Raw genomic sequence first — 13,448 nt, forward strand, 5'->3', positions numbered from 1 at the left:
TTTTATATTATGTGATGACTGATTTTTACCCAAATCAGTCATTAGTATTCGGTCTGTATTTTTGCTTTATATTGAGCGGATTTTGGTTAGATTTTTCGCAGGTATAGCGGGCTATGTCAAGAATAATCTGACAAAAGGACGCCAATAGAAACAAAAAGACCGGCTGAAAGCATCAATGCACAAAATTGATAAAGTAATATGCGGTCTAATTACCGATTGGGGTTTAATTGCCGTCAGACCTCATTCTGCAGCCTGTATTGATATGTTTTGCCGACGGTGGCATAGTTGATAGCCGGTCAGTTTTGTGCTCTTTATATCGATTTTTTCAAAGTTCAGGCTGTGTTACATGGGCTATATTGTCTTCACACGCATTATTACGCATCCCGGTTCAGTCGATGTCTATAGTTTCGAGGTCGTCAGGTACAAAGATGTTGCCCTTGAAGCTCTGCGCCGCCTCGCGGGCATATTCGGTCCTGCGTGTGGCCAGCGTCTTGTCTTCGGTGTGGTATAGCAGCAGATTCTTCACGCCCAGCTCGGCTGCCACGGCTCCGGCGTCCCTGGCCGTGCTGTGAAACTTCTCGTAGGGCTTGAACACGTCGCGGTCCTTATATAGACAGAAGGCCTCGCACATAAGCCAGTCGGCACCGCGCGCAATAGGGTAGTTGGCCCTGTTGCACGGCTCGTCGCCCATGCACACCAGCGTGGCTCCTCCAGGCATTATGGCACGGAAGCCAAACTGCTTTTCCTTGTCCGACAGCACGTCGAAGCACTGCATGCTGATGTCGCCGGCCTGAAATTCGTCGCCGCTCAGCTTCTCGCACAGCATGATGCGGCTGCCGAACAGCGCGTTATAGTTCTTGTGCAGCGTCATGAGGCATATCTGCTTTAGCGTGCTTATCACTTTGTCGTTGCCGTATACGTTCAGGTTGCCCTTATATTCGCCGCCGAGAATCCTGTGCATAATCATTCTCACCACCCACACGGCGCCCAGTATGTGGTCGGTGTGAGCGTGCGTTATGAACATGTGGTGTATGTCCGTAAGGTTTATGCTCGCCTTTTCTATCTGCGACATTATGCCGTTGCCGCCTCCTGCGTCCACGAGCAGCGATGTGTCGGCTGTCTTCAGGAAGAAGCATGTGTTATAGCATCTTGTAACTCCTGCGCTGCCTGTGCCCAGCATTATTATCTTGTTGTGGCTGTTGTTCATGTGGTGTATTGTCTGCAAGGTGTAGCCGTTGCGGCTAAAAGTGATGAATTATACAAAAACAAAAAAGGAGTTACCGAAGCAACTCCTTTTTGCGCTTCAAGATGGGCTTGAACCAACGACCCCCTGATTAACAGTCAGGTGCTCTAACCAACTGAGCTATTGAAGCATGTGATGCATTTCCTTTCAAATGCGATGCAAAGGTAAGAAGATTTTTTGAAACCTCCAAACTTTTTTGGCAAAAAATTCAATTTTAGACTAAAATAAAATAATTTTTCCCCGAAAAGTGGTGTTTTCACCATATATATATGTAACTTTGCATAAGTCAATACGGCTGCTGAGACCATGCCTTAGGCTCATGCTTTTTGGCCTGTGGACGGTCGGCTGCCGGTGAGTCTGCGTGTGCTGCTTCTGCCGCTTAGGGCACGTGCGCATGCTTTTGCTGCCGGTGGAGGCGGCTGTGGGCATTGCCGGCAACAGGGCTGAGGCCTCTCGCGTTGACGCTTTGCGGCCGTATGAGGCATGAATTTGCTTTGCAACAAGAAAAAGAAACAATAAGAACATAAGATGAGAATAAGACTATTTCAGCTTGCGGTGCTGCTCATGCTGCCTTTCATGGCGGCGTCGGCCCAGGAAAGCAAGAGCCACAACTTCGACGTGGCCAAGAACATGCAGGTGTTCAACGAGATTTACAGCTATCTCGACCTGATGTATGTAGACACGCTCAACGCCGACGAGGTGGTGGGCACGGCCATCAACTCGATGCTGCGCTCGCTCGACCCCTACACCGTCTACTATCCCGAGGACAAGGTGAACGACCTTAAGACGATGATAACCGGCCGCTATGTGGGCATAGGAGCCGTGATACGCTACAACCAGAAGCTGAAGCGCGTGGTCATCGACGAGCCTTATGCAGGCAACCCGGCTGCCGAGGTGGGCCTGAAAAAGGGCGACATCATCCTGAGCATCGACGACTCTGTGATGACCGACAAGGACGTGAGCTACGTAAGTTCGCATCTGCGCGGCGACGCCGGCACGACGTTCGTGCTGAAGGTGAAGCGCCCCAGCACGGGCAAGAACATGGAGTTCAGAATAACGCGCCGCTCTGTCAACATGCCTTCAATTCCTTACTACGGCCTGCGCCCCGACAGCATAGGCTATCTCAATCTGAGCAGCTTCACCGAAGACTGCTCAAAGGATGTGCGCAAGGCGTTCATCGAGATGAAAAAGCAGGGCATGAAGGGCCTTGTGCTCGACCTGCGCGGCAACGGCGGCGGCTCTCTCTCAGAGGCTGTCAACATTGTCAACATGTTTGTGCCGAAGGACATCACGTTGGTGAAGACGCGCGGCAAGCTGAAGCGTGCCAACTATGACTATAAGACCACCGTTGAGCCTATCGACACGGTTATGCCCGTTGTGGTGCTCGTCAACGGCGAGTCGGCCAGCGCCAGCGAGATTACCAGCGGAAGCCTGCAGGACCTCGACCGCGCCGTAATCATGGGCACGCGCACCTACGGCAAGGGTCTCGTGCAGTTGCCTGTTGACATATCATACAACGGACAGCTGAAGCTGACTACAAGCAAATACTACATTCCGAGCGGACGCTGCATACAGGCAATAAACTATAAGCACGCGCGCGGCGGATATACCGAGCACATACCCGACAGTCTGACCAAGGTGTTCTATACGGCAGGCGGACGCGAGGTGCGCGACGGCGGAGGCATTAAGCCCGACATAGAGGTGCGCCCCGACTCGCTGCCCAACATTGCCTACTATCTCACCGTGAGCGGACTCGACTCTACCGAGGTGCTGCTCGACTATGAGGTCGACTATATAGCGTCTCACCCCACGATAGCCAAGCCTTCTGAGTTTGAGCTTTCTGACGCCGACTATGAGGACTTCAAGCAGAGAGTGATAAAGAGCGGATTCACCTATGACCCTGAGAGCGAGAAACTGCTCAAGTCGCTAAAAAAGGTTGTTGAGTTTGAGGGCTATTATGACGACGCCAAGGCCGAATTTGAAAATCTGGAGAAGAAGCTGAAGCACAACATAGCTAAAGACCTCGACTATCACAAGGACGTGCTAAAGCAGATAATATCCAACGACATCATTGCTGCCTACTATTATCAGGTTGGAAGCATGGAGAACAGTCTGCGCTACGACAAGCAGATGAAGGAGGCATGTCGCCTGCTCAACAGTCCTGACGAGTATAAGGCTGTATTAGTAAAAGGTGCAGTGAAGAAGAAATAAAAGTTGAGAGAATATATTTTTTCGGGAGAGGTAAAGGCCGCATGGCTTTTGCCTCTCCTTTTTTATGGAGTCTCATTAGGAGTTAAAGTAGTTAAAGTCAAATGCTTTTCTTTTTAGGCCGTTAAATTTAAATATCTTGTGTTTTTCTCGCTATTGTTCTCTTGTTGCAGCGATGTTAAGAAACTGCAAGACTAATGTTCTGCCGGATGTGCCATCCGGCAGCATTGAATATAAGGATCTGCGATCCGCAACATATACCTTTTGGTGTTCAAAATATAATAACACCCCTGACTGACAGCTCAGATGTTTTATGCCATAAGATAAAAGCCTTAAAGTAGTTAATGTCAAATGCTTTTCTTTTTAGACAGTAAAATTCAAATACCTTGTGTTTTTTCTCGCTATTCGTTTTTTTTGCAGCGATGTTAAGAAACAGCAGGGCTAATGTTCTGCCGGATGTGTCATCCGGCAGCATTGAATATAAGGATCTTTGATCCGCAACATATACCTTTTGGTATTCAAAATAAAATAACACTCCTGACAGACAGTTCAGATGTTTTATTCCACAAAACAAAAAGCCGTAATAGGTTAAGTTGTCGAATGTGAAAAATAACAGGGCCGTTTGCGTATAAAAAGTGGCCGGTTTTTGACTCGTAAACGGCCCATTAACGACTCGTAAACCGGCCACTAACAGTCTGAAACTATTACGGCTTAATTTGCTTAAAGAAAATGTTTTTAAATAGCGCTGTATAACATAACCGTAACATAATTAAAAGAAAAAGTTACGGATTTTTGGGCGTTTTCACCATGCAGATGGATTTTCGCTTTGTAAGCACGTGATTTTCCGTATATAGATGAATTCTTTTTTGAGATACGAAAGTGTTAAATGCAGTCTTAAATTTGAAACATACATCATATTTCCTTACTTTTGTTTCCTGCTTAAGAATGGAAACAGAAGAGAATAATATACTTATTTAAAAAGAATTAATATGAAAACACCACAAAAATTAAAAGAAGTTCTAGAACAGTTCACGCCAGTATACACTATAGATGGACTTACAAGACAGTTTGAAGACATTGCTCAGGTTGTTTTTAATGGGCATTTTGTTGTCAATGGTGAATATGAAATTTACCCGATAGATATTGAATTTTATTTCCATGATGAAGAAAATGGCATTATTGTTGAACCGCAGATGTATCATAAAGGAGATCTTCCGTATTTTCCTGTAGGATCTATTTATCCTCATAGTTCGGGTGTTGACATGACGTTTGAGCGTGAAGGAAAATACCGTGCTTCATTTTTGATGAGAGGATATACGTATAAATCTGTTTCCGGCGAGAAAGAGGAATATACAAATAAAACCAATAATAAGAAAAGTCCATTCAGATCCCAGTATCTGTGGGAAGATTTGTTGGGCAGTGCGTCAGTCTTCGGCAAGGGGTTGAATATTGTATGGGTAGACAACGCAGAGTTTAAAAAAGTAAATATTGCATCTTCGGCGAGGGTTAATATTAACAAAATAAGTGGTGAGAATGGAGACCGTATGTGGCATTTTACCAACCTTGATATGATAAAATAATGCAAGTGGCTTTACAACAGCAGGATTATGTGCTATTTTCTGAGGAATTAAAAAAATATTATCCACAAATATATAATGAGTTGTCGGAAATATTGTCACATCATAATGTCAGGCATGGAGTGTTAAAAGGGACAGCCGACTATTGGTGCAGGGATTATATGCCGATACAGGTAGATTATGATAAATTTGTTCAGTTTCGTTATCATCCGGATTATTTGAAGGGATATCGTGATTATGAGACGCCGACAGAAGTTTCTCTTGAATTGGCTAAAGAACTTACTTCCGCTTCAATAGAAACATCCCCAATTATTGCAGATGGTGGCAATTTTACTTTTGCAAGTATCAAGAGGGGACGAGGGTATACTCCTGTTGTTGTGATGACAGAAAAGGTGTTTTTTGAAAACTCCGAAGTGGCAGGGGAAAATCTTGTTTATCAGTTGGAAAAGTTGTTTCCAAAGCATAAGTTATTGTTTCTTCCGTGGGATAGAGGTGATGCATGCGGACATACAGACGGAATTCTACATGCCGTAGGACCAAATAAATTGCTGGTGAACCTTAAAGTTTATCCGGATAAGATAGCTGCAAGGATGCGTGAGATTCTGGAGTCATGTTTTAAGGTTATAGACTTGGAATTAAGTGACTATCATGAATATAGTTGGGCGTATATTAACATGATTCATACTAAGGATGTTATCATCGTTCCCGGTCTGGGGCGGGCTACTGATGCAGAAGCCCTTAATCATATAAAGAAATTATTTCCTCAGTATGAAGGTAGAATTTATCAAGTGCAGATTCCTTCAATTGTCAAAAAATATGGAGGGGCATTGAATTGTCTTTCTTGGTCTTTTTATAAATATTTATGATGAATCGTTTTGCCGGCTATTGTTGCAGTTCATGCTTTTATTCTTTTTGACAAAAGCGTCAAGATACAGAAAAGGCGGAAACCTTCAGCCGGATGTTGTTTACAAGCCGGCTCGGGTTTCCACCTTCTTCTGCGCTTATGAATGTTGTTTTTACTTTGTTGCTTTCAGGCAGGCGCGCCACGCCTTATTTAGCCTGTTTGCCGTGTGAAGTGGCGGTGCTGCTGAATTTGCAGCTCAGCTTTTCGCCCATCAGGCTGTTCAGATAAACCTCAAGGGCGGTGTAGCCGTCGGGGTTTGTCAGGTTGCGGTCGTCGGCATTGTCAGGGTTCAGACCGTGTTTCTTCTCCCATTTGTCCGGCATTCCGTCGCCGTCGGTGTCAGCCGGTGCTGCCTCCTGCTTGTGGCTTAGGCCGAAGCCTTCAGCATCGTTCACAGAGTCGATAATGCCGCGTTTGCCTGTCTTCGAGCCGCTGAACTTCGGGTTGCCGCTCTTCACGTCGTTTATCACGCGCTTTTCCGTGGCGTCGCGGTTTATCGTTCCCGCCTTCTTCAGCACCGTCTTATATGCCTCGCCGGCCGTCTGTATGTCGGTCAGCATGTAGCGCGACGGGCGGTATTTGCCTATGGCGCCTTCTGTTTCGTCGAGCTTATAGTAAGGCATTTCGGGCACGATGCGCTCATTCACCCTTATCTGGTCTGTTGTATATTTCTCGGCGCTCATGGCCTGCCAGTTGTCGGCTGTGGCAGCGTCGTTGCCCTCCATGATGTTTCCGCTTACATACCAGCGCGCCGGGCCCCACGACGTGGCACCCTTGCGGGCGTGGCTTGCCATGACAAACACCGAGTTGGCAGGCGACTCAGGGCCGGGCTTGTAGTAGTTGTTCATGAAGTTGCACTCATGAGCCGAGTTGCGTCCGTTATATTCTGTTATGTCGGCCGAGTTCTCGCCGCCGTAGCAAGAGTTCCAGCGTCCCCAGTTGAAGTTCACGTTGTTCACATATTCCATAAACACCACATAGTCTTCACCCCTGGCGCCGTTGAAACGCGGACTGCGCGAGTCGTTGCCTGCCAGCAGGTTGTGGTGGTAAGTGGCCGGCGAGCCGCCCCACTGCGAGCCGTATCCGCGCTTGCCCTTCTTGTGGCCGGCATCGTTGAGGCCCTCGTGCACTATGCAGTACTGAACGGTGAGATAGTGGCTGTCGGCTGTGTTCATGTTTTCCTCCATCGACCATCCGAACACGCAGTGGTCGAATATAAAGTTGGTGCAGTTCTCCGTTCCGCAGGCCTGGTCCTGCTTGCCGTCGCCGGCGCGGAAGCGTATGTTGCGCACGATGAAGTTTTCCGAACTGCCGAAGTTCACCTTGTCGCCCACGATGCTTATGCCGTCGCCCGGGGCCGTCTGTCCTGCCAGCGTCCAGTTGGCACGCTTCACGCGCAGGTTGCTGTTGAGGCGTATCTCGCCGTTCACCGCAAACACGATGGTTAGCGGCTCGCCCGGATACTGGCTGAAGGCCCATCGCAGCGTGCCTTCGTCCTCGGTGTCGGCCAGCGACGTAACCGTAACCACCTTTCCGCCGCGTCCGCCAGTGGCATATTTGCCGAAGCCTTCGGCCGTGGGGAAGGCCACGGGCGTTACGCGCATGGTCACAGCCTCTGACGTGGCACCCTGGCGCGAAACGGTCTTAACGCTGTATTCGTCTGCATTGCCGTCTGATATGGTGTATTCAGGCTCGGCCACAAAAGCCTCGAAGCGCCCGTTGCGGTATATCAGGTAGCCGGCAGCCAGTCGGTCGCTGTTCCACTCGAACGTGTTGCCGCTGCGCGTGAATACCGACGGGGCAGGGGCGCCCTGAAGTATGGCGTTGAAGTCGAAGGGCACGTCAGACGCCTTCTTGAACAGGAAGTCTGCGTTTATGTATGCCTCCACCTCGTCCTTGGTGGCCTGGCGGCCGAAGCCTACGCGCCGGCTTGTGTCAGCAGGCTGCCCGTTTTCGTCGGTGCTGTTGTATTCAAGATATGATGCCGTGTTGCCTCGTCCGCTCCAGTCGAGCCATCCTGCCTTGTTTATGTGGCTGCCCAGCGTGCAGTTTATGAACATCGTGCCGCAGTTCTCCTTCCACGGGCGTCCCAGATAGTAGGCGCCGTCGGCCACGCCCTGCTCGGCGGTTAGTCGGCAGCGGTTGAAGAACAGACCCGCATACAGGCGGCTCTGGCTCAGTTTGGGATACATGGCACGTGTCAGCGGCAGCTCAGATGTGGCGGCAGCCGTGATGTAGCCCTTGCCCCTGACGCAGCGTATCTCGCAGTCGTCAAACCACTCGAGGCCCGCGTCATAAATAAAGTCGGTGGCACCCTCTATGGTGCAGCGGCTGAAGTATCCGCGCGCTCCGCCGTTGGCCTTGTATGTGTCCTGATATCCGCTCAGTGTGCAGTTGCTGAACACGTGTGCGTCGCCGGCCGTAAACAGTGCCTCGGCCTGTCCCACGTTGCCGCTGGTGTTGCGTATGGTGATGTTCTCGGCATAGAAGCGGTCGGTGTAGACGTTGAGCGCGGCGCAGTCGTAGTAGCGCTTGCCCTTGCTCTTCGGGCCGCGGTCAACAGATGATGTCAGTATCGTGGTGTTGCGGTCTTCGCCTATTATGCTTATAAACTTGTTCTTGTCGTTGCGTCTGCCGGCATACACGTTCTCGTTGTATACACCCGGACGAACATATATTATGCCGCGTGCCCCGTCGCTGACGGCGTCGATGGCCTGCTGTATGCGCGTGTACTGCGCGCTGCCGTCCTGTGCCACAACTTTCAGTTCTACGGGGACCTTGGCGTCGGGCGCGCTTATGTGCGGCTCCTTATGTCCCCTTATGGCTGTCAGCTCGCCCACGCTGCCCACGGGGTTCTGCCTTGCATAGAGAGCCTGTTCGGCCGTAATCTTCTTTCCGTATATCATTATCTTGTGCACACGGGCCGGCTGCTGGCGTGCCAGCGGGTCGGTCTCTGCCTGAAATACGGCCTTGCCGTCGGCTGTAAGCTGCACGGGATTGTCCTGATCTTCGCCGTCCCACACACGCCAGCGCAGTGACACGTCGCTGGCGTTAATCACGTTCTCCATCATGTAGCCCTGGTCGCTGAAGGCCGAGTAGCCGTAGGCGGCCATGCCCGAGCCCATCCATACCAGCGGCTTCCACTGGCCGTTGCCAATCTTTATGTCGCACTTTATGCCACGGCCCCATGATGTAGACGACCACGACCACTGCACGCGCTCAACGTATGGTATGTGGTCTATCTCCACCCAGCCGTGCTGCGACTCGCCCTTTGTAGCGTTGTCATGTCCTGCCGTGGCCGGAGCGCTGCACATCTGCACGAATCCTGCCTCGCCGTAGACGATGTTTCCGTCCTTGTCGCGCTTTATGTTGTCCTCCAGATAGGCCGTGTGCCCCTTTGCCGTCCAGTCGTTGGCATAGCGGTTGCCCTTGCCTGTGGCGCTCTGTCCGAGGTAATACTGCCGGCTGAAGGCCGCCGTTGCACCCGCAAAGCCGTTGTAGCTCTTCTTGTTGGCAAAGGTGCAGTTGTGGAACATCACGGGATATGTAACATCGCTGCCGCCGTTGACAGGCACGTCTATTATCGTGTTGACATATCCGCCGTCGGCCTGTTCCGGACTGTCGGCTCCGGTCTTGCCGGCCCATGTCTGTCCGGGCCACATGGCATCGCTGAAGTTTATGTCGATAATCTTCTGATAATCCTTCGGCGTGCTCCATGCCGCAACCACGGCTGGCGGGTCTACGCCGTCGTTAATAGCCTTTCCGCCGGCACATACGGTCTGTGCGACGGCTACTGATACAATTGTAAGTTTCAGGGAAAAGTTCATAGTAACAATATTGCTTTTACGTTATTTCCGTTCTTATACCCCTTAAATCAGGGCGTTGATATAAAAACGCATTTGTGCCCTTTTTGTTACTATGGTTTAGTGTTAAAAGTTCATATATGTTGCTTTATGCCTTGTTTTCAGCGGCTTCTGCCGGGAAGCCGTAATCATTCTGCCCTGTAGCCGTGAGGCTCTATGCTGCTACATGTCGGGCAGTCTGCTGCCGTCTGTGCTGCCGCCGTAAGACGATGTCATGCGCAAAGTGCATTCATACAATGCTTTCAGCCATACGGCGGTCAGCCTTCATCATACCTGCTGCCGTCATGCAGCTGCATGGGTTTTCTTTCTGTGGCGGTGTTCATTGCCAGAATGCGCTTCTCCGTTATCAGGTCGTCCTCGTGCATGGTGGGCGAGGGAATGTTGCACATACGCACCACATCCTCCTGTCCGCACGTATATTCATAATATTTGCGCTCCTGCTCGCTCAGTTCCTCGCGTGTTTTGAGACATCCCTTTAGCTTCGCGAAGTCTTCGCGCGAGGTGCTGTCTGACAGCTTCACGAAGAGAATGCGCCTTGCAATGGGATTGTAGTTGTAGTCGAAGCAAGTGTAGACGCCCCTCAGAAACGGCGGTCTGTCGTACATCGGAATCTTCAGGCAGATGTTGAACAGGGCAAGCTGAGGCTCCTTGTTCTCGTTGAACATCAGGTAGATGTGGTTTATGCCGTTCATCATCGCAATACCCCAGTGTGTAGTTCCGTAGGCGTTGTTGTGTCCAACGAGCACGTAGTTGCCGTTGGCCGCCGGCGTTATGATATAAGGTTCGAGCTTCATTGCGAGCGAGCCTGACGACACGCTGTAGCTCATGTATATGCCGCTGTAGTTGGCTATCTGTCCGGCAGTGCGCTTCATGTTGCGCTCAAGTTCGGATATGAAGGGATTGGCGGTCTCGCTTTCAGGCACAACAGGTATTATGTCGTCAGAGAAGAGCACCTTCTTCATGGCCGGAATAGAGCCCAGCAGCTTCTTCTTTGAAACATTGTTGACCCATATCAGGGCGTTGTCGAGCGCAGCCTCATGGCTCTCGCCCTTCTCTATGTTCTTGAAGAAGGCCGGCAGCACGGTGGTGTAAAGGGCCGAAAGCACACTCGGTGCAAAGTCGATGCATCCTGCTATGTCCTTCATTTTCATGCCTTTCTGTCTCAGATAGGTTATGCGGTCGTATATCTCTCTAAGCTCTTTCATAATTTCACTGAATGGTAATTGCACTGCAAAGATAGGCCTTTTCGTATTAAAACATATTACATCCGTGTTACATTCGGGTTTCTTTCCGGCAACAGAAAAATTATTATCCGGTTACAATCATTTTACTGAATTGTTACGGCCTATTATTCATGATTTATTCATTTTTGCGCTGCCTGCACGATGCTAATTTTGCACCCGAAACCGAATGACTGCAAATATTGAAATGGAAAAGATTCTAAACATAATACAGCGCCTGAGAGGCAACGGCAAGGCAATGCCCGACTGGCTTTTCGTATTCTGGGCAGGAGGCACGGCACTGCTTTCATATTCGCTCGTGTATGCCCTGCGCAAGCCGTTCACGGCAGCCGAGTTCGACGGCATGCAGATAGCCGGCATGGACTACAAGATTGTGGTCAGCATGATTCAGCTCATAGGCTATGTGTGCGCCAAGATGCTCGGCATAAAGTTTATATCAGAGCTTAAGCCGCAGAACCGCCTGAAGTTTATCGTCGGTTCGGCAGCCCTGTCGGAGGTGTCGCTGCTGACGTTTGCCCTCGTGCCCGCGCCGCTCAACATCTTCGCACTCTTCTTCAACGGCCTGTCGCTGGGCTGTATGTGGGGCGTGATATTCAGTTTTCTTGAAGGGCGCCGCACCACCGACATACTGGCGAGCATCATGGGAGTGAGCATGGCCCTGAGCTCGGGCGTGGCAAAGTCGCTCGGACTCTATGCGCTCCACACGCTCCACGTCAGCGAGTTCTGGATGCCGGCCCTGATAGGGGCAGTGGCTTTCCCGCTGTTATGCCTCGCAGGATGGGTGATGACCAAGCTGCCGCGCCCCACAGCTGCCGACATAGCGTCGCGTTCGGAGCGCGTGACTCTCAACGCCAGAGAGCGCATGCAGCTGTTCCGCAGGTTTATGCCCGTGCTGCTTATGCTCTTCATAGCCAACCTTCTGCTCACAGTGCAGCGCGACATAAAGGAAGACTTCATTGTATGCATCATCGACGTTCACAGCGTTTCGTCGTGGGCCTTCGCCTATATCGACGGCATTGCCACGCTCGTCCTGCTGGGAGTGTTCGCCGTGATGTCAACAGTGAAGAGCCATCTGAAGACACTCTGCATCCTGCTGGGCGTGTCTGCCGCCGGAATGGCAGCCCTGGCGTTTGTCGGAGCAAGGCATGCTGCGCTGTCGATGCCCGCCACGGCATGGCTGTTCATGCAGACTTTCTGCATCGACATAGCATATCTGAGCTTCCAGACAATATTCTTCGAGCGCTTCATTGCCTGCTTCAAGATTCGCGGCAACGTGGGATTCTTCATCATAACCATCGACTTCATCGGCTATGTGGGCACGCTCGCCCTGCTGATGTTCAAGGAGCTGGGAGCGTCGAATGTCGACTGGGCTGTGTTCTACAACCAGATGAGCATGTTTATCGGAGTTGCGTGCTGCGTGATGTTTATCGGAGCATTGGTGTATATGCTGCAGGCAGGAAGGCCGAAGCGCAGCACCGACGAGGCCGGAGCCGGCGACGCACAGCTCTACGGCACGGTGAGCATGGCTAAATAAAAGCAAACGGAATAATACAAACAAAGAACATTAAACAGTAATAAGAATATGAACAAGATTGAATGTGTGATTATGGACTGGGCCGGAACGGCCGTTGACTACGGATGCTTCGCTCCGGTGGCAGCCTTCGTTGAGTGTTTCAAGAACATGGGACTTACCGTTACGGCGGAAGAAACCCGCGCCCACATGGGGCTGACAAAGATAGAGGAGATACGCGCTCTGTTCGCCATAGACCATGTAAGGGAAGAGTTTGCCGAAAAATACGGACGCGACTACAACGAGGACGACGTGCAGGCATGCTACAAGGGCTTTCAGGACAAGCTGATGGCTACGCTGGCCGACTATTCGGAGCCTATCGACGGAGTGGTTGAGACGGTGGCTGCGCTAAAGGCACAGGGCATAAAGCTGGGATCGACCACGGGCTACACCAAGACCATGATGGACATTGTGATAAAGGCTGCGGCAGAGAAAGGCTATACCGTTGACAACTGTGTTACGTCTGACAACATGCCCGGCGGACGTCCAAAGCCATACATGATATACAAGAACATGTGCGACCTGGATGTGGCATCGCGCCATTCGGTTGTGAAATTCGGCGACACCATTGCCGACATCAAGGAGGGAGCTAACGCCGGAGTGTGGAGCGTGGGCGTGATACTGGGCAGCAACGAGCTGGCTCTGACGCGCGACGAGGTGGCTGCCATGCCTGCCGACGAACTGAATAGACGCATGGCCTGCGTGCGCAACCGCATGTATGCAGCAGGCGCCGACTTTGTGGTGGACGACATAACTGAGCTGCCCGGACTGATAGACAGTATTAACGCACGAATGAACAGATAAGCAGACACAAGCATGACAACCGCCGCACGGCGGCCGGA

The 13,448-nt window shown here is 51.0% G+C and carries 8 protein-coding genes and 1 tRNA gene; 5 read left to right on the plus strand and 4 right to left on the minus strand.

The features are described 5' to 3' along the window. Positions 1 to 388: 388 nt before the first annotated feature. Entirely contained in the window at positions 389 to 1,207 is an 819-nt protein-coding gene (locus tag ACU52_RS08535) for an MBL fold metallo-hydrolase (protein ID WP_053398490.1), read from the minus strand. A 92-nt stretch (positions 1,208 to 1,299) separates the two neighbouring features. After that, positions 1,300 to 1,373: transfer RNA gene (locus ACU52_RS08540), tRNA-Asn, on the minus strand. Positions 1,374 to 1,771: 398 nt separating this feature from the next. On the opposite strand from ACU52_RS08540, the gene ACU52_RS08545 reads away from it, so the two are divergent. The 3 genes from ACU52_RS08545 to ACU52_RS08560 all read left to right on the plus strand — a co-directional run bounded on the left by ACU52_RS08545 (position 1,772) and on the right by ACU52_RS08560 (position 5,894). Beyond that, a complete protein-coding gene (locus ACU52_RS08545) occupies positions 1,772 to 3,454 on the plus strand; it encodes a S41 family peptidase (protein ID WP_053398491.1) in 1,683 nt (560 codons plus the stop codon). Positions 3,455 to 4,440: 986 nt separating this feature from the next. After that, a complete protein-coding gene (locus ACU52_RS08555) occupies positions 4,441 to 5,031 on the plus strand; it encodes a hypothetical protein (RefSeq protein ID WP_053398493.1) in 591 nt (196 codons plus the stop codon). 5 nt (positions 5,032 to 5,036) lie between these two features. Further along, positions 5,037 to 5,894: an agmatine deiminase family protein gene (locus ACU52_RS08560; RefSeq protein ID WP_239684899.1), complete on the plus strand. Its 858-nt coding sequence runs from the start codon at positions 5,037 to 5,039 to the stop codon at positions 5,892 to 5,894. 184 nt (positions 5,895 to 6,078) lie between these two features. Here the strand turns inward: ACU52_RS08560 and ACU52_RS08565 are convergent, their stop codons facing one another. Together ACU52_RS08565 and ACU52_RS08570 are read right to left on the minus strand one after the other, a co-directional pair. Further along, a complete protein-coding gene (locus ACU52_RS08565) occupies positions 6,079 to 9,759 on the minus strand; it encodes a pectinesterase family protein (RefSeq protein ID WP_053398495.1) in 3,681 nt (1,226 codons plus the stop codon). Positions 9,760 to 10,052: 293 nt separating this feature from the next. Next, positions 10,053 to 11,000, minus strand: coding sequence for a hypothetical protein (locus ACU52_RS08570; protein WP_053398496.1), 948 nt, complete (start codon positions 10,998 to 11,000; stop codon positions 10,053 to 10,055). Positions 11,001 to 11,223: 223 nt separating this feature from the next. Between ACU52_RS08570 and ACU52_RS08575 the strand changes: the two genes are divergently transcribed. Both ACU52_RS08575 and phnX read left to right on the plus strand, forming a co-directional pair. Then, complete coding sequence (locus ACU52_RS08575) at positions 11,224 to 12,570, plus strand: DUF5690 family protein (protein WP_053398497.1); 1,347 nt, start codon at positions 11,224 to 11,226, stop codon at positions 12,568 to 12,570. A 48-nt stretch (positions 12,571 to 12,618) separates the two neighbouring features. Further along, on the plus strand, positions 12,619 to 13,410 hold the full coding sequence (gene phnX / locus ACU52_RS08580) for a phosphonoacetaldehyde hydrolase (protein WP_053398498.1): 792 nt from the start codon (positions 12,619 to 12,621) through the stop codon (positions 13,408 to 13,410). Positions 13,411 to 13,448 lie beyond the last annotated feature (38 nt).

Origin of the sequence: Xylanibacter rarus, assembly GCF_001275135.1 — a bacterium.
GTDB classification, from domain to species: domain Bacteria; phylum Bacteroidota; class Bacteroidia; order Bacteroidales; family Bacteroidaceae; genus Prevotella; species Prevotella rara.

Coding starts and splice junctions, on each gene's coding strand:
- phnX (WP_053398498.1), top strand. CDS start 12,619: ATGAACAAGATTGAATGTGTGATTATGGACTGGGCCGGAACGGCCGTT.
- ACU52_RS08535 (WP_053398490.1), bottom strand. CDS start 1,207: ATGAACAACAGCCACAACAAGATAATAATGCTGGGCACAGGCAGCGCA.
- ACU52_RS08555 (WP_053398493.1), top strand. CDS start 4,441: ATGAAAACACCACAAAAATTAAAAGAAGTTCTAGAACAGTTCACGCCA.
- ACU52_RS08575 (WP_053398497.1), top strand. CDS start 11,224: ATGGAAAAGATTCTAAACATAATACAGCGCCTGAGAGGCAACGGCAAG.
- ACU52_RS08570 (WP_053398496.1), bottom strand. CDS start 11,000: ATGAAAGAGCTTAGAGAGATATACGACCGCATAACCTATCTGAGACAG.
- ACU52_RS08565 (WP_053398495.1), bottom strand. CDS start 9,759: ATGAACTTTTCCCTGAAACTTACAATTGTATCAGTAGCCGTCGCACAG.
- ACU52_RS08545 (WP_053398491.1), top strand. CDS start 1,772: ATGAGAATAAGACTATTTCAGCTTGCGGTGCTGCTCATGCTGCCTTTC.